The organism is Saccharothrix sp. CCNWYY140, assembly GCF_037401995.1.
In the GTDB taxonomy this organism is placed as follows: Bacteria; Actinomycetota; Actinomycetes; order Mycobacteriales; family Pseudonocardiaceae; genus Actinosynnema.
The window spans coordinates 49298-72753 of the sequence record NZ_JBBEGC010000012.1; the positions used below are offsets into that span (position 1 = coordinate 49298).

Sequence of the window (23456 nt, forward strand, 5' to 3'; positions counted from 1 at the left end):
CGCACCATTGCGGAATGGCGACGCCACCGATACGTCGAGCGCGCGTCAACAGCACCATCGAGTGAACATATTTAGAGCGAAAGAGTGTCACATTCCACGCCGACGCGAATCGCTCCTCCAACGCCGCGCAAAATCACCCGAAATTGCTTGCAACCGCCACTACCTGCACTCGTCGTACACGCAGAGCATCCGGATAGCACTATGGGAGGTCGCCGTATCGGCCCCTTCCGGACCCCTATTCGGCCTCACTACCGTCAATCCGGCCCAATGAACAAAAACCGATTGGCGGTGTACTGGTGACTGTGACCGATTCCGACGTGGACATCGAACAGCCACGGCTGAGCCTCGGCACAGCGGCGGCCCGGAACCTGGCGACCACGACCAAGTCCGTTCCGCAGATGCAGGGCATCACCTCCCGGTGGCTGCTCAAAGTCCTCCCCTGGGTCCAGGCCTCCGGCGGCGCCTACCGGGTCAACCGCCGGCTGAGCTACGCCGTCGGCGATGGGCGGCTCACCTTCACCAACGTCGGCGCCGACATCGACGTCGTCCCGCAGGAGCTGTGCGAGCTGCCCTACCTGCGCGGCTTCGACGACGTCCCGGCCCTGGCCGCGCTGGCCGAGCGGTTCCAGCAGCACGAGTACGAGCCCGGAGACGTCATCGTCGAACGCGGCCGGCCGTGCGACCAGGTGTGGCTGATCGCCCACGGCAAGGTCAACAAGATCGGCCAGGGCGAGTACGGCGACCAGACCGTCCTGGGCACGCTGGCCAACGGCGAGTACTTCGGCGCCGAGGTCCTGGCCGGACCGCAGGGCGAGTGGGACTTCACCGCCAAGGCCGTCACCCCGGTCATCGCGCTCTCGCTGAGCTGGGACGACTTCGAGCGCATGAACGGCGACGCGGGCGGCCTGCGCGCGCACATCCAGCGCCTGTCCGCGCCGGGCATGCGCAAGTCGAACGACCACGGCGAAGCCGAGATCGACATCGCGTCGGGCCACGAGGGCGAACCGGACCTGCCGGGCACGTACGTGGACTACGAGCTCAAGCCCCGCGAGCTGGAGCTGAGCGTCGCGCAGACCGTGCTGCGCGTGCACAGCCGCGTCGCCGACCTCTACAACCACCCGATGGACCAGGTCGAGCAGCAGTTGCGGCTGACCATCGAGGCGCTGCGCGAGCGCCAGGAGTACGAGATGGTCAACAACCGCGACTTCGGCCTGCTCAACGCCGCCGACCTGAAGAACCGCATCCCGACCCGCAACGGCCCGCCCACCCCCGACGACCTGGACGAGCTGCTCGGCGTGGTGTGGAAGGAACCGACCGCCTTCCTCGCCCACCCGCGCGTCATCGCCGCGATCGGCCGCGAGTTCAACAAGCGCGGCCTCTACCCCGACAGCGTCGACCTCAACGGCCACCAGGTGCCCGCGTGGCGCGGCGTGCCGATCCTGCCGTGCAGCAAGATCGAGATCAGCAAGCACCGCACCAGCTCGGTGATGCTGCTGCGCGCCGGCGAGAACAACCAGGGCGTCATCGGCCTGCACCAGACCGGCCTGCCCGACGAGTACCAGCCCGGCCTCAACGTCCGGTTCATGGGCATCAACGACAAGGCGATCATCTCCTACCTCGTCAGCACGTACTACTCGGCGGCGGTCCTCGTCCCGGACGCCCTCGGCGTGCTGGAGCACGTGGAAATCGGCCGCGAAGACTAGTCCCCACAACGAGATTGGGTACCTGACGTGACCGTGACAGACCCCGGCCTCAGCCCCGAAGAGGTCGAGCACCAGCGGCAGAGCCTCAGCACCCGCGCCGCGCGGAACCTGGCCAGCACGACCAAGTCCGTGCCGCAGATGCAGGGCATCTCCCCCCGGTGGCTGCTGCGCAAGCTCCCCTGGGTGCAGACCCAGGCGGGCACGTACCGGGTCAACCGGCGGCTCACCTACGCCATCGGCGACGGGCGGGTGACCTTCACCAGCACCGGCTCCGACATCCGGGTCATCCCCCAGGAGCTGCGCGAGCTGCCCGGCCTGCGCGACTTCGACGACGAGTCGGTGCTGGCCGCCCTGGCCGACCGCTTCCGGCAGCGCGAGATCCGGCAGGGCGAGGCGATCGTGGAGCTCGGCCGGCCCGCCGACGAGGTCTACCTCATCGCGCACGGCAAGGTGAACCGGATCGGGCGCGGCGAGTACGGCGACGAGACCGTGCTGGACACGCTGGCCAACGGCGAGTACTTCGGCGCCGAGGTGCTCACCGGCCAGGAGACCCAGTGGGAGTTCACCGCCAAGGCCGTCACCCCGGTGATCGTGCTGGTGCTGCCCCTGCGGGAGGTCCAGCAGCTCAACGGGCACGCCGACGCGCTGCGCACCCACCTGGAGGCGTTCGCGCGCGACCGGTCCAAGCCGCAGAACAAGCACGGCGAGGCGGCCATCGACATCGCGTCGGGCCACGAGGGCGAGCCGGACCTGCCGGCCACGTTCGTGGACTACGAGCTGCACCCGCGCGAGTACGAGCTCAGCGTCGCCCAGACCGTGCTGCGCGTGCACAGCCGCGTGTCGGACCTGTTCAACAACCCGATGAACCAGACCGAGCAGCAGTTGCGGTTGACCGTCGAGGCCCTGCGCGAGCGGCAGGAGCACGAGATGATCAACAACCGCGACTTCGGTTTGCTGCACAACGCCGACCTCAAGCAGCGCATCCACACCCGCTCCGGCCCACCGACGCCGGACGACATGGACGACCTGCTGTCCCGGCGGCGCAAGACGGCGTTCTTCCTGGCCCACCCCCGGACGATCGCCGCGATCGGACGCGAGGCCAACAAGCGGGGCCTCTACCCGGCCACCACGCTGGTGGACGGCACCCACGTCACGACCTGGCGCGGTGTGCCGATCCTGCCGTCGAACAAGATCCCGATCACCGAGCACGGCACCAGCTCGATCATCGCCATGCGCGTGGGCGAGCAGGACAACGGCGTGATCGGCCTGCACCAGACCGGGATCCCCGACGAGTACCAGCCGAGCCTGAACGTGCGGTTCATGGGCATCGACGAGAAGGGCATCATCTCCTACCTGGTCAGCGCCTACTACTCGGTCGCCGTGATGGTGCCCGACGCGCTGGGCGTGCTGGAGCACGTGGAGATCAACCGCTACTAGCGAGCCCCCGTGACGGCGGCCGGTGTGCCCAGCACCCGGCCGCCTGATCGCTTCTGCACCCGAGGCGCTCACCCGAACAGGAGTGGAGTCCATGACCGACCTGGACGTGACCCCCGCGCGCCGGTCCGCGCGGGACGTGCTGAGCTGGAGCCGCGCGGGCGTGGACCCCGCGCTGCGGATGGCGGTCGACCGGCTGCCGGACTCGATGCGCGCCATCGCGGGCTACCACTTCGGGTGGTGGGACGAGCACGGCCACCCGACCGGCGCGGACCCGGGCAAGGCCATCCGGCCCGCGTTCGCGCTGCTGGCCGCGCAGGCGGTGGGCGCTGCGGCGGCGACCGCGCTCCCGGCGGCCGTCGCGGTCGAGCTGGTGCACAACTTCTCGCTGCTGCACGACGACGTGATGGACGGCGACACCACCCGGCGGCACCGGCCCACGGCGTGGAGCGTGTACGGCGTGAACGCGGCGATCCTGGCCGGGGACGCGCTGCTGACCCTGGCGCTGGACGTGCTGGCGGGCAGCGGGCACCCGGCGGCGGCTCGCGCGATCCGGGTGCTGTCCGACGCCACCCAGCGGCTCAACGACGGGCAGGCCGCCGACCTGGCCTTCGAGGACCGCGCCGACGTGCCGGTCGCCGAGTGCGTGCGGATGGCGGAGAACAAGACCGCGGCGCTGATCGGCGCGGCCTGCGCGGTCGGCGCGCTGTTCGGCGACGGTGGCGGCGAGCAGGTCGAGCGGCTGCGGTCCTTCGGCGAGCTGGTGGGCCTGGCGTTCCAGTTCACCGACGACCTGCTGGGCATCTGGGGCGACCCGGAACTCACCGGCAAACCGGTGTACTCCGACCTGCACAACCGCAAGAAGTCCCTGCCCGTGGTGGCGGCGCTGGCGTCCCGGACGCCCGCCGCGCGCGAGCTGGACGCGCTCTACCACTCCGACGCGCCGCTGACCGCCGCCGAGCTGGAACGCGCGGCGGAGCTGATCGAGGCCACCGGCGCGCGCACGTGGAGCCTGGAGCAGGCCGACGACCTGGTGACGCGGGCGCGGGTGCACCTGCGCGCCGCCGCGGCCGACGAACGCGCCGAGGTGGAACTGGACGCCCTCGCGCGCCTGGCCACCCGCCGAGACCACTGAGGAGCACACCCGATGGTCCTGCCCGTGGTGCTGCTCGCCTCCCCCCGGTCGTTCTGCGCCGGGGTCGAGCGGGCGATCGAGATCGTGGAGCGGCTGCTGGCGCAGCGCGGCGGACCGATCCACGTCCGCAAGCAGATCGTGCACAACACCCACGTCGTGGCCGACCTGGAGGCGCGCGGCGCGGTGTTCGTCGACGAGTTGGACGCGGTGCCCGACGGGGCGACCGTGGTGTTCTCCGCGCACGGCGTGTCCCCCGCGGTGCGCGCGGAGGCGGCGCGGCGCGGCCTGGACGTGATCGACGCGACCTGCCCGCTGGTGACCAAGGTGCACGCCGAGGCCCGCCGGTTCGTCGCGCGCGGCGACACCGTGGTGCTCATCGGGCACGCCGGGCACGAGGAGGTCGAGGGGACGCTGGGCGAGGACTCGGAGCGGATCGTGCTGGTGGAGAGCGCCGCCGACGTCGAGTCGCTGGAGGTGCCCGACCCGGCCCGGGTGTCCTACCTGACCCAGACGACGCTGGCCGTGGACGAGACGACCGAGGTCGTGGCGGCGCTGCGGGCGAAGTTCCCGCTGTTGCGCGGACCGGCCTCCGACGACATCTGCTACGCCACCACCAACCGGCAGGACGCGGTGCGCGAGATCGCCGGCGAGGCGGACCTGGTGCTGGTGGTGGGGTCGGCGAACTCGTCGAACTCGGTGCGGCTGGTGGAGTTGGCCCGCCGCCACGGCGTGCCCGCCCACCTGGTGGACGACGTGTCCGAGCTGCGCGCCGAGTGGCTGGAGGGGGTGCGGGTGATCGGGGTGTCGGCCGGCGCGTCCGCGCCTCCCCGGCTGGTGGACGAGGTGGTCGAGGCGTTGGGGGCGTGGGACGTGCAGGTGCGGGAGACGACCCGGGAGACGATCACGTTCACCCTGCCCTCGGCGGTGAGGACACGATGACGTTGCTGACGGCCATCGCCGGGCCGGCTGACGTGCGGGCGCTGCCGCCGTCGGCGCTGCCGGTGCTGGCCGGGGAGATCCGGCGGTTCCTGGTCGAGCGGGTGTCGCGGACCGGTGGGCACCTGGGGCCGAACCTGGGCGCGGTGGAGCTGACCATCGCGGTGCACCGGGTGTTCGACTCGCCCGACGACGTGGTGCTGTTCGACACCGGGCACCAGTCCTACGTGCACAAGGTGCTCACCGGGCGGGCGGCGGAGTTCGAGACGCTGCGCCGGGCGGGCGGGCTGTCGGGGTACCCGTCGGCGGCCGAGTCGCCGCACGACGTCATCGAGAACTCGCACGCGTCCACCGCGCTGTCCTATGCGGACGGTGTGGCGAAAGCGTTGCGGCTCAAGGGTTCCACCCGGCGAGTCGTGGCCGTGATCGGTGACGGGGCGTTGACCGGCGGCATGGCGTGGGAGGCGTTGAACAACCTCGCCGTGCTGGAGCACCCCGTGGTCGTCGTGCTCAACGACAACGGCCGGTCCTACGCGCCGACCACCGGCGGGCTGGCCGCGCACCTGGCCCTGTTGCGCGGCGGGCGGCAGCGGACCGTGTTCGAGGCGCTGGGCCTGGCTTATCTCGGGCCGGTCGACGGGCACGACGTGGCCGCGCTGGAGAGCGCCTTCGCGCAAGCCGCCGCCCACGGGCGGCCGGTGGTGGTGCACTGCATGACCCGCAAGGGCAAGGGCCACCCGCCGGCCGAGGACGACCCGGCCGACCGCCTGCACGCCGTGTCGGCGGCCGGGTCCGGCGGCGGGCCGACGTGGACCGACGTGTTTGGGGCGGAGATCGTGTCGTTGGGCGCCCAGCACCCGGACCTGGTGTGCGTGACCGCCGCGATGCAGGGGCCGACCGGGCTGGACGCGTTCGCCGCGCGGTTCCCCTCGCGGGTGTTCGACGTGGGGATCGCCGAGCAGCACGCCGTGACGTCGGCGGCGGGGCTGGCGATGGCCGGGCTGCACCCGGTGGTCGCGGTGTACTCGACGTTCCTGTCCCGGGCGTTCGACCAGGTGCTGCTGGACGTGGCGCTGCACCGGCTGCCGGTGACGTTCGTGCTGGACCGGGCCGGGGTGACCGGCCCGGACGGGCCGAGCCACCACGGGATGTGGGACGCGTCGCTGCTGCCGGTCGTGCCCGGCCTGCGCCTGGCCGCGCCGCGGGACGCCCTCCGGTTGCGCGAGCTGCTGGGCGAGGCGGTCGCCGTGGCCGACGGGCCGACCGCGGTGCGCTACCCGAAGGCGTCGGTGGGTCCGGACATCCCGGCGCTGCGCCGCGAGGGCAAGGTCGACGTGCTGCGGTACGAGCCGGACGCGGTGGGCCTGCTGGTCGCGGTCGGCCCGATGGCGTCGGCGTGCCTGGAGGCCGCCGAGGAGCTGGCCGGCCACGGCGTGCCGGTGACCGTGGTGGACCCGCGCTGGATCGCGCCGCTGGACCCGTCGCTGGTGAAGATCGCGGGCGAACACCGGCTCGTGCTGGCCGTCGAGGACACCACGGCGATCGGCGCGCTGGGCGGACGGCTGGCGCAAGCGCTCGCGGTGGTCGGCGCGCCCACCCGAGTGGGGACCTACGCCCTGCCGTCGAGCTTCCTGCCGCACGGCAGCCGGGCGGAGATCCTGCGCGCCCACGGCCTGGACGCGGCCGGCATCACCACGACCGTCCTCAAGCGACTCAAGGAGCAGTAGTTGACGACCCTGCAACTCGCCCCTCCGGTGCGCCGCCGCCGTCCGTCCCGCAAGCTGTTCGTCGGCGCCGTGCCCGTGGGCGGCGACGCACCGGTCAGCGTCCAGTCCATGACCACCACCCCGACCTCCGACGTCGAGGCGACCCTGCGCCAGATCGCCGAGCTGACCGCCGCCGGCTGCGAGATCGTGCGGGTGGCGGTGCCGTCCCAGGACGACGCCGACGCGCTGCCCCTGGTGGCGAAGAAGTCCCCGATCCCGGTGGTCGCGGACATCCACTTCCAGCCCCGGTACGTCTTCGCGGCCATCGACGCCGGGTGCGCCGGGGTGCGCGTGAACCCGGGGAACATCCGCGCCTTCGACGACCGGGTCGGCGAGATCGCCGCGGCGGCGGGCGCGGCCCGGGTCCCCATCCGGATCGGCGTCAACGCGGGCTCTCTGGACCAGCGCCTGTACCGCAAGTACGGCGGGGCCACGCCCGAGGCCTTGGTGGAGTCGGCGCTGTGGGAGTGCTCGCTGTTCGAGGAACACGGCTTCACCGACCTGAAGCTGTCGGTCAAGCACCACGACCCGATGGTGATGGTGTCGGCGTACCGGCAACTGGCACGGGCGTGCGACTACCCGCTGCACCTGGGCGTGACCGAGGCCGGGCCGCTGGTGCAGGGAACGGTGAAGTCGTCCGTGGCGTTCGGCCTGCTGCTGGCGGAGGGCATCGGCGACACGATCCGGGTGTCCCTGTCCGCACCCCCGGTGGAGGAGGTCAAGGTCGGCGCACAGATCCTGGCGTCCCTGGGCTTGCGCCCCCGCAAGCTGGAGGTCGTGTCGTGCCCGTCGTGCGGCCGGGCCCAGGTCGACGTGTACCGCCTGGCCGAGGAGGTGACCGCAGCCTTCGAGGACTTCCCGGTGCCGCTGCGGGTGGCGGTGATGGGGTGCGTGGTGAACGGTCCGGGCGAGGCGCGTGAGGCCGACCTGGGCGTGTCGTCGGGCAACGGCAAGGGGCAGATCTTCGTGCGCGGCCAGGTGGTGCGCACGGTGCCGGAGTCCCGCATCGTCGAGGCCCTACTGGAAGAAGCCCTCAAACTCGCCCAGGCCTGAGCCCCAACGAGCCATCACCTTTTCGGCGCGCGGACCACGCTCTTCGCGCGAAGCGCGGTAGCTCTAGCTACAAGTGGAGGGCCTCGGTTCCCCCACCGTATGGCCTGCCCGAAGGGCTACCACATTTCGGGTCGGGTGCAGCCGAAAGTTTTTGCGAGGAACGAGCAAAAAGTTTTAGCGGCACCCGACCCGAAATGTGGTTGGCTCCGCCAGGCCATGCGGTGGGGGAACCGACGCCCTTCACCCCCCATCGGTGGTCTCCCTGCTAGCTTTTGATCTTGAGAGCGCGCCAGCGCGTCCGCTTGAGAGCGAAGCGTTGCTCTTAAAGATCTTGAAGAGAGTGAAAGAACCTCGCCGGCTCCGCCGAAGGACAGCGCTGCGCGCGAAAGTCAGGGAAATGTGCCCCGCCGGCCAAGGCCGACGGGGCACAACGGTGTCGCTTCAACCGCTACTCGTACGAGATCGCCTGGAGCACGTTCAGCCGGGCCGCGCGGATCGCGGGCAGGATCGCCGCCACCACGCCGATCACCGCCGCGAGCAGCAGGTAGCTGCCCATCTGCGTCCACGGGATGCCCAGGTCGGTGAAGCCCTCGTCCTTCAGCGCCCGCACCGCGCCCACGCCCAGCGCCGTGCCGACGCCCAGGCCCAGCAGGGCGCCGAAGACCGAGATCACCACCGACTCGACGGTGATCATGCGCATCACCTGCGCCCGCCGCATGCCGATCGCCCGCAGCAGGCCCAGCTCGCGCGTCCGCTCGATCACCGACAGCGCGAGCGTGTTGATCACGCCGAGCACCGCGATGAGGATCGCCAGCGCCAGCAGGATCTGGATCATCAGCAGGACCGTGTCCAGCTGCGACGCCTGCTGCTTCACGAACGCGCTGCGGTCCTGGACGGTGATCTCCGGGTTGTCCGCGAACAGCGGCTCGACGCGCTTCTGCACGTCCTGCACCGCCGTGCCCGGTGTCACCTGCACGAACGCCGTCTCCAGCTGCTCGACCCGGAACTGCTTGGCCGCGCTCACCGGCAGGACGATCGCGTTGACCAGCACGTTGTTCTTCGCGTACACGAAACCGACGGTGTAGGTCCGCGCCTCGCCCTTGGTGGTCTGCACGGACACCGTGCTGCCCTGCTTGAGGTTCAGCTTGGTCGCCGAGTCCTCGTCCAGCGCGAGCGTCCCCTCGGGCAGCGCCGTGAACGCGCCTTCCTTGGCGGACAGGCCGAACTGCTTCTGCATCACCGGCACGTCCGTCACCGCGATGCCGAACTGCGGCTTGCCGTCCACGAGGATGCGGTCGGCGTACCAGCCAAACGACGAGCCCACCCCGGACAGCCGCGCGATGTCGTCCAGCCGCGCCGGCTGGAACGTCGCGTCACCATCGGGGCCGCTGCCCTCGCCGGACACGATCAGGTCCGACTTGACCTGCCCCTCGGCGACCTTCGTGATGCTGGTGGTCGCCGACGTGAGCACCACGCTCACCCCGGTGATCAGCGCGATGCCGACCATCAGCGCCGCCGCCGTGATGGCGGTGCGGCGCGGGTTGCGGGCGGAGTTGCGGCGGCCGAGCGTGCCCGGCATCGACCACGCCAGCAGCTTGCCGATCACCGACACCACCGGCCGGCTGATCAGCGGGGTCAGCAGCGCAACGCCGACGAACGCCACCAGCAGCCCGGACATGATGAACCACAGCGCGCCCTCGGCGAACCCGTACCACAGCAGCCCGCCACCGGCGGCCGTCAGCGCCGCGCCCGCGATGGTCGGCCGGGTCAACGGCCGGTCCGGGGTGGCCGCCTCGCGCATGGCCGCCACCGGCGGGATGCGGGACGCGCGCAGCGCCGGCAGCACCGCCGCCAGCACCGTGACGATGATGCCCACCGCGAAGGCGGAAATGATCGCGCTCGGCGGCACCGAGATGCCCTCCAGGCGCAGGCTGCCGCCGCCGACCGTGCTGAAGATGTTCGCCAGCAGCGCGCCGACGCCGATGCCCGCGCCCAACCCCACGACGGACGCGACCAACCCGATGACCACCGCCTCCAGCACGACCGTGCCGATCATCTGCCGGCGGCTGGCGCCCATCGCCCGCAGCAGCGCCAGTTCCCGCGTGCGCTGCGCGACGATGATGGAGAAGGTGTTGAGGATGATGAAGATGCCGACGAACAGCGCGATGCCCGCGAACCCGAGCAGCACGTAGTTGAAGAAGGACAGGCCCTCGCCGATCTGGGCGGCGGAGTCCTTGCTGAGCTGCTCACCGGTCTTCACCTGGTAGGCGTCGCCCAGCTTGTCCTGGATGCGCTGGCGCAGCACGTCTTCGGTCACGCCGGGGCCTGCCCGCACGGTGATCGAGCTGTACGCGCCGGGCTGGCCCAGCAGCAGCTGCTGCGCGGTGGCCTCGGTGAACGCCGTGGTCATCTCGCCGCCCAGCGAGTCCCGGTTGCCCGGGTAGCCGAAGATGCCCGCGACGGTGAAGGTCTTCTTGGGTTCCAGGGTGATCAGGGAGATCTGCTCGCCCACCGAGAACCCGCCGGTCTTGGCGAGGTAGGCGCTGATGACCACCTCGTCGTCGCGCTGGGGCGCGTGGCCCTCGCGCAGCTGCTCCTGGCCGCCGTCGCGCCACGCCGTGCCCAGCCGGGGCGCGCCGGAGGTGGTGAGCACCTTGCCGTTCTCGCCGATGGGCCGGGCGGAGCCGACGACGTCGCCGACCACGCGGTCCGTGCCCGGGACCGACTCGACCTTCGCCAGGTCGTCGGCGGTCAGCGTGCCGGCCAGGGCCTGGTCCGGGTCGTCCGAGCCGATCTTGGGCTTGACCGCGACCTGGACGTCCACGTCGGAGTAGATCGTGGTGAACAGGCTCTTGAACGAGCGGTCCAGCGTGTCGGTGAGCACGAACGAGCCGGACACGAACATCACGCCCAGCACCACGGACAGTCCGGACAGGACCAGCCGCAGCTTTCTCGACAGCACGCTCTTGAGCGTCGCCTTCAACATCGCTACACCACGACCAGTTCGTCGCCGTCGAGGTGCTTCATGGTCTCCAGCACCGCGTCGGCGGTGGGCTGGTGCAGCTCGCGCACGATCTTGCCGTCGGCCAGGAAGATCACGCGGTCGGCGTAGGAGGCGGCGTTCGGGTCGTGCGTGACCATCACGACGGTCTGCCCGAACTCGCGCGCCGAGCGCTGGAGGAACCCGAGGACCTCCGCGCCGGAGCGGGAGTCGAGGTTGCCGGTGGGCTCGTCGGCGAAGACCACCTCCGGCCGCGACACCAGCGCGCGGGCGCAGGCCACGCGCTGCTGCTGGCCGCCGGAGAGCTGGGTCGGCCGGTGGGTGAGCCGGTCGCGCAGGCCCACGGTGTCGACCACCGTGTCGAACCAGGCCCGGTCGACCTTCCGGCCGCCGATGGCCAGCGGCAGGGTGATGTTCTCCTCCGCGGTCAGCGTGGGCAGCAGGTTGAACTGCTGGAAGATGAAGCCCACCTTGCTGCGCCGCAGGTCGGTCAACCCCTTGTCGCGCAAGCCGTTGACCTTGGTCTCGCCGATCCACACGTCACCGGAGTCGATGGTGTCCAGTCCGGCCAGGCAGTGCATGAGCGTGGACTTGCCCGAGCCCGAAGGCCCCATGATCGCGGTGAACCGCCCCCGCTCGAAGTCGACGCTGACGCCGGCCAACGCGGTGACCGCGGCCTCACCGGTCCCGTAGGACTTCCACACGTCCACCGCTCGCGCGGCGGACTCCGTCTTGCCCGTCACCAGATCCTCCAGTGCCCCTCATGACGGCACTCGCCGTCCCCGCACCATCGTCCACTGGTGCGACTGAGAACGGCTCCGGTGTGAACCCTGAACCGTTCTCAGGGAGAACCCCCGAACCCACCGCGACCTTTGATCGAACCCATAGCGACTCTTGATCGACTGGCCACCCGATCATCCCACCGTTAGCCGGCAGGTTCAGACACCCTTGGGAGGCGACAGAACACACACCGTGTCGGCGACACGCGATCTCTCCCACATGCCGGGAAAACCGAGACAGGAGGCCCTGTCGGAGTTAAGTTCTGGCACCGTCAGCGACCCTGACCGCGCAGTGGGACGAGATCGTGTCGGCGACCGCTTGAGGAGCTGGTGGTGTCAACCTTCCGGGTGCGCCCGTACACCAGGACCGGCGGGCGGACGCGCTCGACCACGACGCTGGCGATCGAGACGATCGTGTCCACCAACGAGCGCGTGGACCGCGACGCCCTCACCTCCACCGCGGAACACCGGGCGATCAGCGACCTGTGCCGCTACCCGCACTCGGTGGCCGAGGTGGCCGCCCGCCTGCGACTCCCGTTGGGCGTGGTGCGCGTGCTGCTGGCCGACATGTCGGCCATGAGCCTGATCAACGTCCACGAGCAACAAGGCGCTTCGCAGGACGGGCGACCCACGCTGGAACTGATGGAACGCGTCCTGATGGGCCTGCGCCGCATCTGAACCCGGTCCACTGTGGACCATTCGCTCGTTCTCGCCCGCACGACGCCCACTGTCCCCGGCACCGCGCACGACGCTCGTTCCCACCGGCACCGCCGACGAAAGTGTCGGTACCCCGTGCGACAATGGAATCGGGGGCCGGAGGCCACGCCCGCGCGGTCAGGACGCCGTCGGCAACCGGACCAGGGTCGCGCCCTCCTTGGTGTCGCGCACCGAGAACTCCGTGATCTCGTGCCACTTCAGGCCGACCGACGCGTTGAGCCGCACCGGTTCCTTGTCCGGGTTGGACGCCCCGACCTGCCACGACCCGACCACCACGGTCTCACCGCTCCGCGACTTCGCCACCAGCTCGCACCGCGTCGGACCCTTGGCGCCCTTGACCTCCAGCACCACGGCCGTGCCCCACGGTTCCGGCGACGCGCTGATCCGCGCCCACACACCGGTCGCCGGGTCGGTCCGGGTGACGGTGCCGGAAACGTCGGACTTCGCGACCGCGCTCGGTCCCGGCACCGTCGACGACGGCGGAGCCGCCACGTCGTCCCCGGGCGAGGACGACAGCCCGGCCGTCACCACCGCGGTCAGCACGACGAGCAACACGGCCGCGGCGGCGGCCAAGAGCACCGTGTTGCGGCGGCGTCGGACCCGGTCCGCCGACACCGAGTCGAGCATCGCGCGCACCGAACGGCCGTCCGGGCGCTCCCCCGCGGCGCCGCGCAGCATGCCGTTGGCGTCGGCTTCGTCCAGCAGGTCCGGCAGCACGGCGAAATCGCGCAGGTCCAACGCGCAGCGACGGCACTGGGCGAGGTGGTTCTCGAAGGCGTCGACCTCGTCCTCGTCGAGGATCCCGAGGACGTACGCCGCCACGTCGACGTGGTCCGGACGCGATGTCACCGAAGTCAGCCCCGATCCTGCAACGCCCGCCGCAGGGCGCGAAGTGCGTAGTAGACCCTGGACTTCACCGTGCCCGGGGGAACCCCGAGCACCGCTGCGGCTTCCCCGACGGTCCGATCCCGCAAATACGTTTCGAGAATAGCCTCCCGGTGCTCCTCCGTCAGTCCGTTCATCGCCTCTGCCACCACTATCGCCGCCAGCGTTCGGTCCGCTTCGTCCCGCGCCGGGGCTTCATCGGACGGCGTCAACTCCGACTCCTGCGGTCGGACGCTGCGCTTGCGGCGGTCGTCGATGACCAGCCGCCGGGCGACGGTGAACAGCCAGGAGCGGAGCAGGACCGGGTCCCGTTCCAGCTTCTCGGCGTTGCGCCACGCCCGTACCAGCGTCTCCTGCACGATGTCCTCTGCCCACTGCCGGTCATTGCCCGTCAACCGCATGGCATGCCCGAGCAGCGCGCTGCCGAACTCCTGGTAGAGCCTGCGGATCAGCTCGTCTTCCAGGGTCAGGTCCGGCCAAGCGTGTTCTCTGGGGGGTTGAGTGCTGCGTCTGTGCCGCGCCACGCCGAGCATCCAAGCGCGCCGACCGGTTCCGCGTCGAGGGTTTCGGCCGAGAAAAAGTCGCCGATCTGTTCGTGAACCGTCACCGCATCGTGTCCGTACTCCCCGGTATCCGCTTCGAAAGCAGGACCGAACGCTGGTCTGATCGGCGGAACCCGCCAGCAGGAGAAAGGACGAACGATGCGCGGTCGACGTTTCCGGGAGGCCCTGCCCGCCGTACCGGCCGTCGCGGCATTGCTGCTGGTCAGCGCCTGTGGCGCGACCGGGACCAATGCCGCGGGCGGCCCGGCCGGCGCCGCCGCCGGCACGACGGCTCCCCAACAGCAGCCCGAATTCAGCAAGGAACCGCACCAGATGCTGGCGGCGACCGAGTCGAAACAGGTGGGCTGGTTCGTCGCCGACGCCGGCGGGTTCGCCCTCTACCGCTACGACAAGGACACCGCGAAACCGTCGAAGTCCACATGCGACGGTGATTGCGCGAAGACCTGGCCGCCGGTGCTGGTCGGCGAGCACACCATGACGTCCGGAGTGGACCCGACGACGGTCGGCTCGGTGACCCGCGCGGACGGCAAGAAGCAGGTCACGCTGTCCGGCTGGCCCCTGTACCGGTACACGGGCGACAAGAAGGCGGGCGACGTCACCGGCCAGGGCAAGGGCGGCACCTGGTTCGTGGTGACCCCCGAGGGCAAGAAGGCGCAGGCCAACGACGGCGCCGCGCCCACGCAGGGGTCCACCGGCGACGGCTACTGACACCCACGCGAGGGAAAACCCATGTCAGCCAAGCGTTTCACGGCCCTGCTCCTGGCCGCGCAGCTCCTGCTCGCCCCGGCGCTGACCGGCACGGCGACCGCCGACGACCCGCCCGGCGCGGGCGCGGTGCAGCAGACCCCGCTGGGCCCGATCACCGAGCTGGACAAGGAACTGCTGGTCAAGGTGCGCCTGGCCGGCCTGTGGGAGATGCCTATGGGCGACGAGGCGCAGACCCGCGCCGGCAGCCGGCGGGTCAAGGAGGTCGGCGCGCAGCTGATGAGCGACCACACCTTCCTCGACGAGCGCGTGACCCGCCTGGCCGGGCAGATGGGCGTGCCCATCCCCGACGAGGCCAACGAGGACCAGCAGTCCTGGATGGCCGAGATGCGCTCGCGCACCGGCGCGGCGTTCGACGAGTCCTTCGCCAACCGGCTGCGCGCGGCGCACGGGTCGCTGTTCCCGGTCATCGGCCAGATCCGCGCGACCACGCGCAACGAGGCCATCCGCCAGTTCGCCCAGATCTGCAACCAGATCGTCCTCAAGCACATGACCCTGTTGGAGAGCACCAACATGGTCACCGAGATGGGGCTGTCCAAACCGGTGCGCGCCGGCGCGGCCCCCGTGCAGGGGGCGGTGAACGCCGACCCGCAGCGCACCGCGCAGGTCGGCGACACCGGCCCCGACCCCGTGACCGTCCTGCTCATCTGCCTGGTGGGCGCGGTGGTGACCATCGCGATCCTGCGCCTGCTGCGGCCCAAGGCCGACGTCAAGTGAAAGGAGGAAGTTCCGCACTCCCCCCGCGGAAGGCAGTTCACACCCCTCACCCCGCCCGGAACGGCCGTGACCACTCCTGCGCGGCCGTCCCGGGCGGGCCGCCACCCCCTCCTCCCGCCAACCCGGAGGTCGACAAGTGTTCTCCCAGGTCCCGCTGCTGGTCGCGCAGGCGACCGGCGGTGACCACGACGCCGGGGTGCGCCACGTCGCGCAGATCTCGGCTCGGCTGGCCTACGCGTTGATGTGCGCGACCCTGTGCTGGGGCGTCATGATCGCGACGGGCTGGGCCAACAAGCTCACCGGTAGACAGGGGCTGCGCAACAGCCACATGGTGCTCGCGACCGCGGCCCTGTCCTTCGGTTGCCTGCACGCCTTCGCGTTCACCCTGCTCAACCTGGCCCCGTTCGGGTTCTTGCAGATCGCCCTGCCCTTCGTGGGCGGCGGGCTGTTCCGGCACGCGCTGGGCATCGTCGGGCTGGAGCTCATGCTGGTGATCGCGTTCACCGCGGGCCTGCGCAAGAAGATCTACTACCGCAAGTGGCTCCGGCTGCACCAACTGGCCTACGTCGCGGTCGGCGTCACCGTGGTGCACTCCTGGTTCGGCGCGATCGCCAACGGCAACCTGGCCACGCTGTGGCTGGCCGGCCTGACCGTCCTGATCCCCACGGTCACCATCGCCCTGGCCCGCTTCCTGCCCCCGCACCTGCTGGTGCGGCTGGGCATGCTGGAGCCGGAGCCGGGCTTCGAGCCCGAACCGGACGGCGCGGGCGGCAGCGCCCTGGACATCAGCGTGGACAACGAGCGCTGCCACCGCTACGGCATCTGCCAGGCCGAGGCGCCGGGCCTGTTCCAGCTCGTCGACGACGAACGGCTGCGCTACGAGCGCCGGCCGCCACCCGAGCTGTTCGCGAAGGCGCGGGCCGCCGCGCGCGCGTGCCCGATGCGCGCCATCGAACTGCGGGAGCGTGTCAGGTGAACAGCGACTTCCGGGGCGGTGCGCGGTGAAGAACGAGGAGCGCGTCGTCATCGCGGGCGGCGGACTGGCCGGGCTGCGCGCCGGGGAACGGCTGCGCGAACTGGGCTTCCAGGGCGAGGTCGTGATCGTCAGCGCCGAACGCCACCTGCCCTACCACCGGCCGGCGCTGTCCAAGGAGGCCATCAACGGCGAACTGCACGCCTCCGACCTGCGCCTGACCATCAGCCGCGAGCTCAACGCGATCTGGCGCCTGGGCACCGCGGCCACCCACCTGGAGACCGACCGGCGCGTGGTCGGCCTGCCCGGCGGCGAGGAGCTGAGCTACGACGGCCTGATCATCGCGACCGGGGTGGAGCCGAGGCACCTCCAGGGCGCGCCGCGCCAGGACCCGCGCATCCACGTGCTGCGCACCGTCGACGACGCCGTCGCCATCAAGCAGGCCATCACCTCGACGCAGGGCCTGGTGGTGGTGATCGGCGGCGGGCTGATCGGGTGCGAGATGGCCGCGTCGGTGAAGACGATGGGCCGGGACGTGGCCATCGTGAGCCGGTCCAGCACGCTGCTGGGCAGCGCGGTCGGCAAGAACATCGCGGAGACCGTGACCGAGGCCCACCGGGCGCGCGGGGTGCGGATGGCGATGGGGGTCAAGATCCGGCACTGGATGCCGCAGGCGGGCGGGGTGGCCATCCACTTGTCCGACGGCCAGGTGTTCGTCGCGGCGGTCGTGGTGATCGCCGTGGGCGCGTCACCGTCGGTGGCCTGGCTGCGCGGGTCCGGGCTGGTGCTGGAGGACGGGGTGCTGTGCGACCCCACGTGCCACGTGGTCGGCGGGACCGACATCGTGGCCGCGGGCGACGTCGCGCGGTGGCCCAACCTCCGGTTCGGAGGACAGCCGCGTCGGGTCGAGCACTGGCTCAACGCGGTGGAAATGGGGCGGGCGGCTGCGGAGAACCTGTTGGCGGGCAGGGAGGGTTCGCGGCCGTTCACCCCCGTTCCGAGGTTCTGGACCGAGCAGTACGGGATGCGCATCCAGGGCTCCGGCCTGCCGTCGATGGGCAAGGACACGACGACCCTGGCGGGCTCGAAGAAGGACCACCGGACCATCACGGGTTTCGTCGACGGCGGCCGACTGGTCGGCATGGTCGGCCTGGACGCACCGACGGCGATGATCAAGCTGTCGATGGAGCTGTGGCGCCAGAACCGCGTCCCCGACACCGAACGCGCCCGCCGCGTCCCCCAACACCTGGCACCCCCCGACCGCCTGTCCAACGCCGAACACCCCACTCCCCCGCCCACTCCCACCCCAGCCTTCACCACCCCTCGCCACTCCGGCTACGGCCCCCCGGCCACGCCCCCCACTCATCCCTCCTCCCCACCTCCCCCTCCCTCCTCCCCACCCCGGCACGAAGCGGACGCCCCCGGGTTCGAATTCCCACGTCAACAGCAGGATTCACAGCCCCTGCCCATCCCTCCCCACGCCCCCGTCGTGCGGACCCGGGCGCACCCGCGCTCACTGGCCCGCACCGGACCGAGGGCAAGACCCCGGTGAGCTGTTACCTCATCGCCGTGTCCCCGTAACCCGGGACACCAAGCATTCGGACTCATGAACCGAGTCACCGTCGTCGGCATCCCCGCCCGCGACGAGGAGCGCACGGTCGGCGCGGTGGCCCAAGCCGCCGACGCCGGCCTGCACCTCGCCTTCCCCACCGGGACCAACGTCGTCGTGCTGGCGGAGAACGGCAGCACCGACGACACGGTGCGGCGGTTCGCCGAGACACCGCTGCGCGCCCGCAAGCTCGTGGCCGGTTCGCCCGGGACCGGCACCGGCAAGGGCACGAACGTCTTCGCGATCATCGACCGCGCCCTGGACCTCGACGCGGACCACGTGCTGCTCCTCGACGCCGACGTCCGCTCCACCGAGCCGAGCTGGATCGGCCGACTGGCCGAAGCCGTGTCGAGCGACGAACCGACGCTCGCCGTCCCGTCGTACCGCCGCAACCGGTTCGAGGCCAACACCACCAACCACCTGGCCAGCCCCCTGCTGGCGGCGGTGTTCGGCGTGCACGTCGAACAGCCCATCGGCGGCGAGTTCGCGTTCAACCGAGCGTTCCTGGAACGCGCACGGGAATGGCCGCGCCCCGACAGCGCCTACCTCTACGGCATCGATGTGTGGCTCACCGCGAACGCCCTGCGCGAGCACATGCGCGTGGTCGAGGTCCCCCTGGGCCGCAAGCTGCACAACTCCCCGTTCCCGAAGATCCTGCGCCTACCCCAACAGGTCCTGGACTCCCTCTTCCACGTCCTCCTCACCACCGACCACCTCCGCCCACCCGCCCCAGACGTCCCCCGCGCCCGTTCCGCGGTGGACGGCGCAGCAGTCCCCCAAGACCCCGCGGTCGTCGCACGCGTCTCCGCCTCCGTCTCCCGCTACCTCAACGCCCACCGCACCGACGTGCTGGCCCTGTTCCCCGCGGCCAAGGAACTAGCCCGAGCCCCCTGGGGCCTCCGAGTCACATCCGACGACTGGCCCCACGTCCTGGCCGACGCCGTAGCCGCAGTGGCAGCAGGCCGCTTCGAAGCAGCCCGCGACCACTTGGTGGCCCTGTACGTGAACCGCGTCATGACGTTCTGGCGAGAAATCGACGGCCTGGCAGGCCCCGACATCGACCGCCTGCTGGACCACCAGGCCACCCGAACGGTCGAGGCCGTGCAGGCCAGGCGAATCACCCTGACCGGCGCCACCGGCCCAACCCGCTTCGACGTACGCCACTGGGCGGGTTACAACGACGAGGCCCCCATACCCGCCTGAGTAACAACCGAGCAGTCATGAGCGCTGTTCAGGTTATGAGATCGCGCGGGACGCGAGAGCGTTCGCTAGTAACACTGGCCGCAGTCTTCCTGGCAGTGGCCACGCTCAACGCCGTCTTCGCCCTACTCGACCAAGCACCCTGGCGCAGCGTCACGGCCGGCGGCTGCGCAGTAGCCGCAGCCGCCCTCTTCTTCGCAGCCATCAGCGAACGCCGCCACCACTAACCCACCCCAGCCACTAACCCACCCCGGCCACGCCACCGCCAGGCGACCCACCACCCAGCCATCCACCACCAAGCGCCCCAGCCATCCGGCCTCCCACCACCAGGCGGCGTCACCACCCGGGCACCGACCACCGGGCCAGCCACCACCTGGGGCCTCTACCTGCCCAGGCACCCCAGCCGCACCTGCGCACCCCTGCCCCGACACCGCCCGCGCGACCTCGCCCCAAGCCTGCCGAGCCAATCCGAGCAAATCCGAGCCGTGCCAATCCGAGCTGAGCCGAGTCGATCCAAGCCGAGCCGTAGAGCGGCCGAAGTGCCCAAGTGCCGGGCTGCCGCATCGACCGGTGGACCCTGCCCGCCCCGTCCGCCGTTCCTAATCACGGTATCGCGCGAGATCGCGAAAAATTGCAGATCACGCATGTCACACGATCGGGTACAGGTCTCGAGCGGCCGTTCACCGCAGCCAGCGGGCCGGATCATCGTCCCCTCAGCGGGCGAACCAGGCCGCCGCTTGTTCACACACTGTTCGACAGGTGTGAAATCTTCGGACATTCGGGACAGATTGACGCTTCCCCCCGCCTAGCGCCAGGCTCCGAGATCCATACCCTCGCAGTCTGGAGGTCCCTGTGCTCCGACGCCTCGGATCGATCATCACCGCGTTGTCAATCGTCGCGATCGGCCTCATCTTCGGTTCCGCGCCAGCCCAAGCGGACGGCTGCTACACCTGGACGCGCACCCTGTCCCAAGGCGCGTCCGGTGCCGATGTCCGGCAGTTGCAGATCCGCCTGTCCGGCTACCCCGGCTACGGCGCCGTCCTCGCCCTCGACAGCTCCTTCGGCCCCGCCACCCGCTCCGCCCTCATCCGCTTCCAGCAGGCCTACGGGCTCGCGGCCGACGGCGTCGCGGGCAGTGGCACCTACAACAAGCTCTACGCCCTCCAGGACGACGACTGCACCCCGATCAACTTCTCCTACGCCGAGCTGAACCGCTGCAACTCCGACTGGTCCGGCGGCAAGGTCTCGGCGTCCACCGCGAAGTTCAACGCCCTGGTGTCGATGTGGAAGCTCCAAGCCATGCGGCACGCCCTGGGCGACCAGCCGATCACGGTCACGAGCGGCTTCCGCAGCATCTCGTGCAACAACGCCGTCGGCGGTGCCTCGGACTCCCGGCACCTCTACGGTGACGCCGTCGACCTCGGCGCGGGTCCGCACTCCCTGTGCCGCCTGGCCCAGCAGGCCCGCAACCACGGGTTCAACGGCATCCTGGGCCCGGGCTACCCCGGTCACGGCGACCACACCCACGTCGACCACCGCGCCAGCCGCTACTGGTCGGCCTCGCAGTGCGGCATCTGACCCACCACAACCGCATCTGACCCACGACGACCTCATCTGACCCACCACGACAAGGTGTGAGCACGCCGATCCCGGTTACCCTGGGCGTGTGATCTTCCTCGGCGTCATGCTCGCCGCGATCGGGGTGTCGACCCTGGTGTGGCGCGATGCCGACCTGTTCGGGTTGCCCCCGGTCGCGGTCGGCATCGCGCTGCTGGTCCTGTCCGCCGGCTCGATCGGCTACGGGTTGGTGCGCCGCAGGCGTCGGTGGACGGTCGGCGGTGAGCCGGCGCCGGTCGGCTCGGTCGTCGACCGCGCCAAAGCCCTGCCGCGCCTGCTCAAGCGGCGCCGGGAGTACGGCCTGCCCACCACCCGGCTGGCACAGTGGGGCTTCGCCGTGGTCTACCTGTTGTCCCCCATCGACATCCTCCCGGAACTGCTGCCGGTCGTGGGCATCACCGACGACGCGGGCGTGGCGGTGTGGCTGCTCACCAGCCTGTCCACCGCCGCCGGCCAGTACCTCAACTGGGAGCGCTCAAAACAGCGCCAGCGCGAGCCCTAGGGCCGCCAGCACGTTCACCCCGGTCGCCGCCGCGAACACCCCCACCGGCCGCCACCCGGCCTCCTTCAACGCACCCACCCGGAACTCCAGCCCGATGCTGACGAACGCCAGGACCAGGAACCACGTCCGCAGGTCGTTCACCACACCGATGGCCGCCTTCCCGGACGGCACGTTCGCCAGGTAGACGGTCGCGATCACCGAGGTCGCCAGGAACCCGAGCACGAACTTGGGGAACCGGTCCCACAGCTGCCGCCCGGCCGACACACCGACCGGCTTGCGCTCGACCTTCAGCGCGAAGTACGCGGTCAACGCCACCGCCACCACACCGAGCAACGCGTTCTGCGTGACCTTCACGATCGTGGCGATCTGCAAGGACTCCTCGCCCGCCAACGTCCCCGCCGCCGTCACCGCCGCGGTGGTGTCGATGTTCCCGCCGATCCACGCCCCGGTGGTCGCCGGGTCCAGGCCCAGCGCGGTCGCCGCCGCGGGCAGGATGAAGATCGACGGCAGCGCGAACACGATCACCAGGCTCGCGCTGTAGGCCAGTTGTTCCCGCCGCGCCTGCACCGCGCCCGCCGCCGCGATCGCCGCGCTGACGCCGCAGATCGCGACCGCCGCCGACAGCAGCGCCCGCAGCTTGTCCTCCAGCCCCAGCTTCCCGCCCAGCCACCACGAGAAGCCGAACACGACGCTGATCAGCACGACCGACTGCACGATCGCCGGACCCGCGTTGGACACGATCACCGACAGGTTGATCGACGCGCCCAGCAGCACCAGACCGGTCTTGATGAAGAACTCCGTGCGGAACCCGCCGGACAGCCGTTCCCGCAGGCCCGTCGCCGACAGCACCGCGTTGCCCAGCAGCCCCAACAAGATCGCGTAGATCGGGAACTCGATCGACGCCCCGATCCCCTCCAGCCCGGTGCCCTTGGTCGCCTTGGGGACGGCGGTCGACAGGTACCGCGCCACCCACGACAGCGCGAGCACCACCACGACGCCCAAAGCCGCGTACAGCAACGGTTTCCGCGTCTGCTCCGAGGTCGTCATCAGGGCACCAGCCCCGGCGTGATCACACCGGTCAGGGCCAGCGCGAACAGCGCCAACCCGACGATCACGGCGAGCCAGTCCTCGTTCAGCGCCTTGCGGGGTGGTTCCTCGCCCATCGCTCACGCTCCAGCATGCGGGACAGCAGGGAGCTTCGAACGCTAGCGAGGACAAGGGGAACCGTCATCGGCTCCCAGGATGTGGGAGCTCGCGGACGCCGACAAGGAGCGCGGTGATCGCGTCCATGATCCGCGCGGTCGCCTCGTCCAGCACGGTCTTGCTCATCCGCTGGTCGTACAGGTCCGACAGGTCCACCGGCGTGCCCGCCACGACGTGCACCTTCGTCCACGGCCGCGGCACGAACCGGCCGGGCGGCAGCAGTTCCCGGGTGCCCCACTGCGCCACCGGCACGACCGGCGTCCGGGTCTGGAGGGCCAGCCGGGCGACGCCGTTCTTGCCCTTCATCGGCCAGCCGTCGGGGTCGTCGCTGAACGTGCCCTCCGGGTAGACGATCACGCACTGCCCGTCGTCCAGCGACGCCCGCGCGGTCTCCAGCGCCCGACCGGCCTGCACCGTGCCCCGGTCCACCGGGATGTGCTTCCCGCCCGACATCACCCATCCGATGACCGGCGCCTTCCACAGGCTGGCCTTGGCGAAGTAGCGCGGCACCCGCCCGGCGGCCAGCGCGTACGCGGTCAGCGTCACCGGGTCGGCGAAGGACAGGTGGTTGGACGCCAGCAGCACCGGGCCCCGCCGGGGGACGTTGCGACGTCCCGCCATCCGCATCCGCACGAAGAACACGACGAACGGCCACAGCACGTCGATCGCGACCGAGTACCAGAAGCCCCGCCCGCGCCGGGGCAGCCGCGGGGTCAACGCCACCATCTGCGAGAAGCTCACAGCGCCATCTTCGCCCACCCGGGTCCAGCGCCATCTTCCCCACCCGAGCACACCGCCACGGTCACCCGCCGAGTTCGGGGAGGCACATATCGATTGTGTTGGACGATCGCTGAGTTCTCGCGCCCGATTTTGTGCGAGCGTCCAGCACACGTCACAT

Annotated in this window: 20 protein-coding genes; 14 read left to right on the top strand and 6 right to left on the bottom strand. The window is 70.7% G+C overall.

Going from position 1 to position 23456, the window contains the following annotated elements; genetic code table 11:
* Positions 1-296 precede the first annotated feature (296 nt).
* The 6 genes from WBN91_RS09525 (at position 297) to ispG (ending at position 8027) form a co-directional block, all read left to right on the top strand.
* Positions 297-1703, top strand: coding sequence for a family 2B encapsulin nanocompartment shell protein (locus tag WBN91_RS09525; protein ID WP_337723387.1), 1407 nt, complete (start codon positions 297-299; stop codon positions 1701-1703).
* A 27-nt stretch (positions 1704-1730) separates the two neighbouring features.
* On the top strand, positions 1731-3140 hold the full coding sequence (locus WBN91_RS09530; RefSeq protein ID WP_337723388.1) for a family 2B encapsulin nanocompartment shell protein: 1410 nt from the start codon (positions 1731-1733) through the stop codon (positions 3138-3140).
* Positions 3141-3231: 91 nt separating this feature from the next.
* Positions 3232-4272, top strand: a complete 1041-nt coding sequence (locus tag WBN91_RS09535; RefSeq protein ID WP_337723389.1) for a family 2 encapsulin nanocompartment cargo protein polyprenyl transferase — start codon at positions 3232-3234, stop codon at positions 4270-4272.
* 12 nt (positions 4273-4284) lie between these two features.
* Positions 4285-5211 carry a 4-hydroxy-3-methylbut-2-enyl diphosphate reductase gene (gene ispH, locus WBN91_RS09540; protein ID WP_337723390.1) on the top strand — a complete coding sequence of 309 codons (927 nt, stop codon included), beginning with the start codon at positions 4285-4287 and terminating at the stop codon, positions 5209-5211.
* Positions 5208-6935 carry a 1-deoxy-D-xylulose-5-phosphate synthase gene (locus WBN91_RS09545; RefSeq protein ID WP_337723391.1) on the top strand — a complete coding sequence of 576 codons (1728 nt, stop codon included), beginning with the start codon at positions 5208-5210 and terminating at the stop codon, positions 6933-6935. Before ispH ends, WBN91_RS09545 begins: the two co-directional genes overlap by 4 nt.
* Positions 6936-8027, top strand: a complete 1092-nt coding sequence (gene ispG / locus WBN91_RS09550) for a flavodoxin-dependent (E)-4-hydroxy-3-methylbut-2-enyl-diphosphate synthase (protein ID WP_337723392.1) — start codon at positions 6936-6938, stop codon at positions 8025-8027. It abuts the gene before it with no gap.
* A 448-nt stretch (positions 8028-8475) separates the two neighbouring features.
* On the opposite strand, the gene WBN91_RS09555 is transcribed toward ispG, so the two are convergent.
* Both WBN91_RS09555 and WBN91_RS09560 read right to left on the bottom strand, forming a co-directional pair.
* Positions 8476-11013 carry an ABC transporter permease gene (locus WBN91_RS09555; protein ID WP_337723393.1) on the bottom strand — a complete coding sequence of 846 codons (2538 nt, stop codon included), beginning with the start codon at positions 11011-11013 and terminating at the stop codon, positions 8476-8478.
* A 2-nt stretch (positions 11014-11015) separates the two neighbouring features.
* Positions 11016-11771, bottom strand: coding sequence for an ABC transporter ATP-binding protein (locus WBN91_RS09560; protein ID WP_337723394.1), 756 nt, complete (start codon positions 11769-11771; stop codon positions 11016-11018).
* A 369-nt stretch (positions 11772-12140) separates the two neighbouring features.
* On the opposite strand from WBN91_RS09560, the gene WBN91_RS09565 reads away from it, so the two are divergent.
* Positions 12141-12485: a DUF742 domain-containing protein gene (locus tag WBN91_RS09565; protein ID WP_337723395.1), complete on the top strand. Its 345-nt coding sequence runs from the start codon at positions 12141-12143 to the stop codon at positions 12483-12485.
* A 156-nt stretch (positions 12486-12641) separates the two neighbouring features.
* On the opposite strand, the gene WBN91_RS09570 is transcribed toward WBN91_RS09565, so the two are convergent.
* Both WBN91_RS09570 and WBN91_RS09575 read right to left on the bottom strand, forming a co-directional pair.
* Positions 12642-13373, bottom strand: a complete 732-nt coding sequence (locus tag WBN91_RS09570) for an anti-sigma factor family protein (protein ID WP_337723396.1) — start codon at positions 13371-13373, stop codon at positions 12642-12644.
* Between the two features lie 5 nt (positions 13374-13378).
* On the bottom strand, positions 13379-13942 hold the full coding sequence (locus tag WBN91_RS09575; protein ID WP_337723397.1) for a sigma-70 family RNA polymerase sigma factor: 564 nt from the start codon (positions 13940-13942) through the stop codon (positions 13379-13381).
* A gap of 168 nt (positions 13943-14110) precedes the next feature.
* Here WBN91_RS09575 and WBN91_RS09580 point away from each other — a divergent pair, with 168 nt between their 5' ends.
* From WBN91_RS09580 to WBN91_RS09610, 7 genes are all read left to right on the top strand, one after another.
* On the top strand, positions 14111-14680 hold the full coding sequence (locus WBN91_RS09580; protein WP_337723398.1) for a hypothetical protein: 570 nt from the start codon (positions 14111-14113) through the stop codon (positions 14678-14680).
* A 21-nt stretch (positions 14681-14701) separates the two neighbouring features.
* Positions 14702-15454: a DUF4142 domain-containing protein gene (locus WBN91_RS09585; protein ID WP_337723399.1), complete on the top strand. Its 753-nt coding sequence runs from the start codon at positions 14702-14704 to the stop codon at positions 15452-15454.
* A gap of 136 nt (positions 15455-15590) precedes the next feature.
* Positions 15591-16430 (top strand): ferredoxin, encoded by an 840-nt coding sequence (locus WBN91_RS09590; RefSeq protein ID WP_337723400.1) that lies wholly within the window; start codon positions 15591-15593, stop codon positions 16428-16430.
* Between the two features lie 25 nt (positions 16431-16455).
* Positions 16456-17979, top strand: coding sequence for an NAD(P)/FAD-dependent oxidoreductase (locus tag WBN91_RS09595; protein WP_337723401.1), 1524 nt, complete (start codon positions 16456-16458; stop codon positions 17977-17979).
* A 54-nt stretch (positions 17980-18033) separates the two neighbouring features.
* Complete coding sequence (locus WBN91_RS09600; protein ID WP_337723402.1) at positions 18034-19239, top strand: glycosyltransferase family 2 protein; 1206 nt, start codon at positions 18034-18036, stop codon at positions 19237-19239.
* A gap of 882 nt (positions 19240-20121) precedes the next feature.
* Positions 20122-20814, top strand: a complete 693-nt coding sequence (locus tag WBN91_RS09605; RefSeq protein WP_337723403.1) for a D-Ala-D-Ala carboxypeptidase family metallohydrolase — start codon at positions 20122-20124, stop codon at positions 20812-20814.
* A gap of 88 nt (positions 20815-20902) precedes the next feature.
* Positions 20903-21355 carry a YkvA family protein gene (locus WBN91_RS09610; RefSeq protein WP_337723404.1) on the top strand — a complete coding sequence of 151 codons (453 nt, stop codon included), beginning with the start codon at positions 20903-20905 and terminating at the stop codon, positions 21353-21355.
* Here WBN91_RS09610 and WBN91_RS09615 read toward each other — a convergent pair.
* Together WBN91_RS09615 and WBN91_RS09620 are read right to left on the bottom strand one after the other, a co-directional pair.
* Positions 21329-22402 carry a YeiH family protein gene (locus WBN91_RS09615; protein WP_337723405.1) on the bottom strand — a complete coding sequence of 358 codons (1074 nt, stop codon included), beginning with the start codon at positions 22400-22402 and terminating at the stop codon, positions 21329-21331. The two genes, WBN91_RS09610 and WBN91_RS09615, sit on opposite strands and share 27 nt — an antisense overlap.
* Before the next feature lie 180 nt (positions 22403-22582).
* On the bottom strand, positions 22583-23284 hold the full coding sequence (locus WBN91_RS09620; RefSeq protein WP_337723438.1) for a lysophospholipid acyltransferase family protein: 702 nt from the start codon (positions 23282-23284) through the stop codon (positions 22583-22585).
* Positions 23285-23456: the final 172 nt, after the last annotated feature.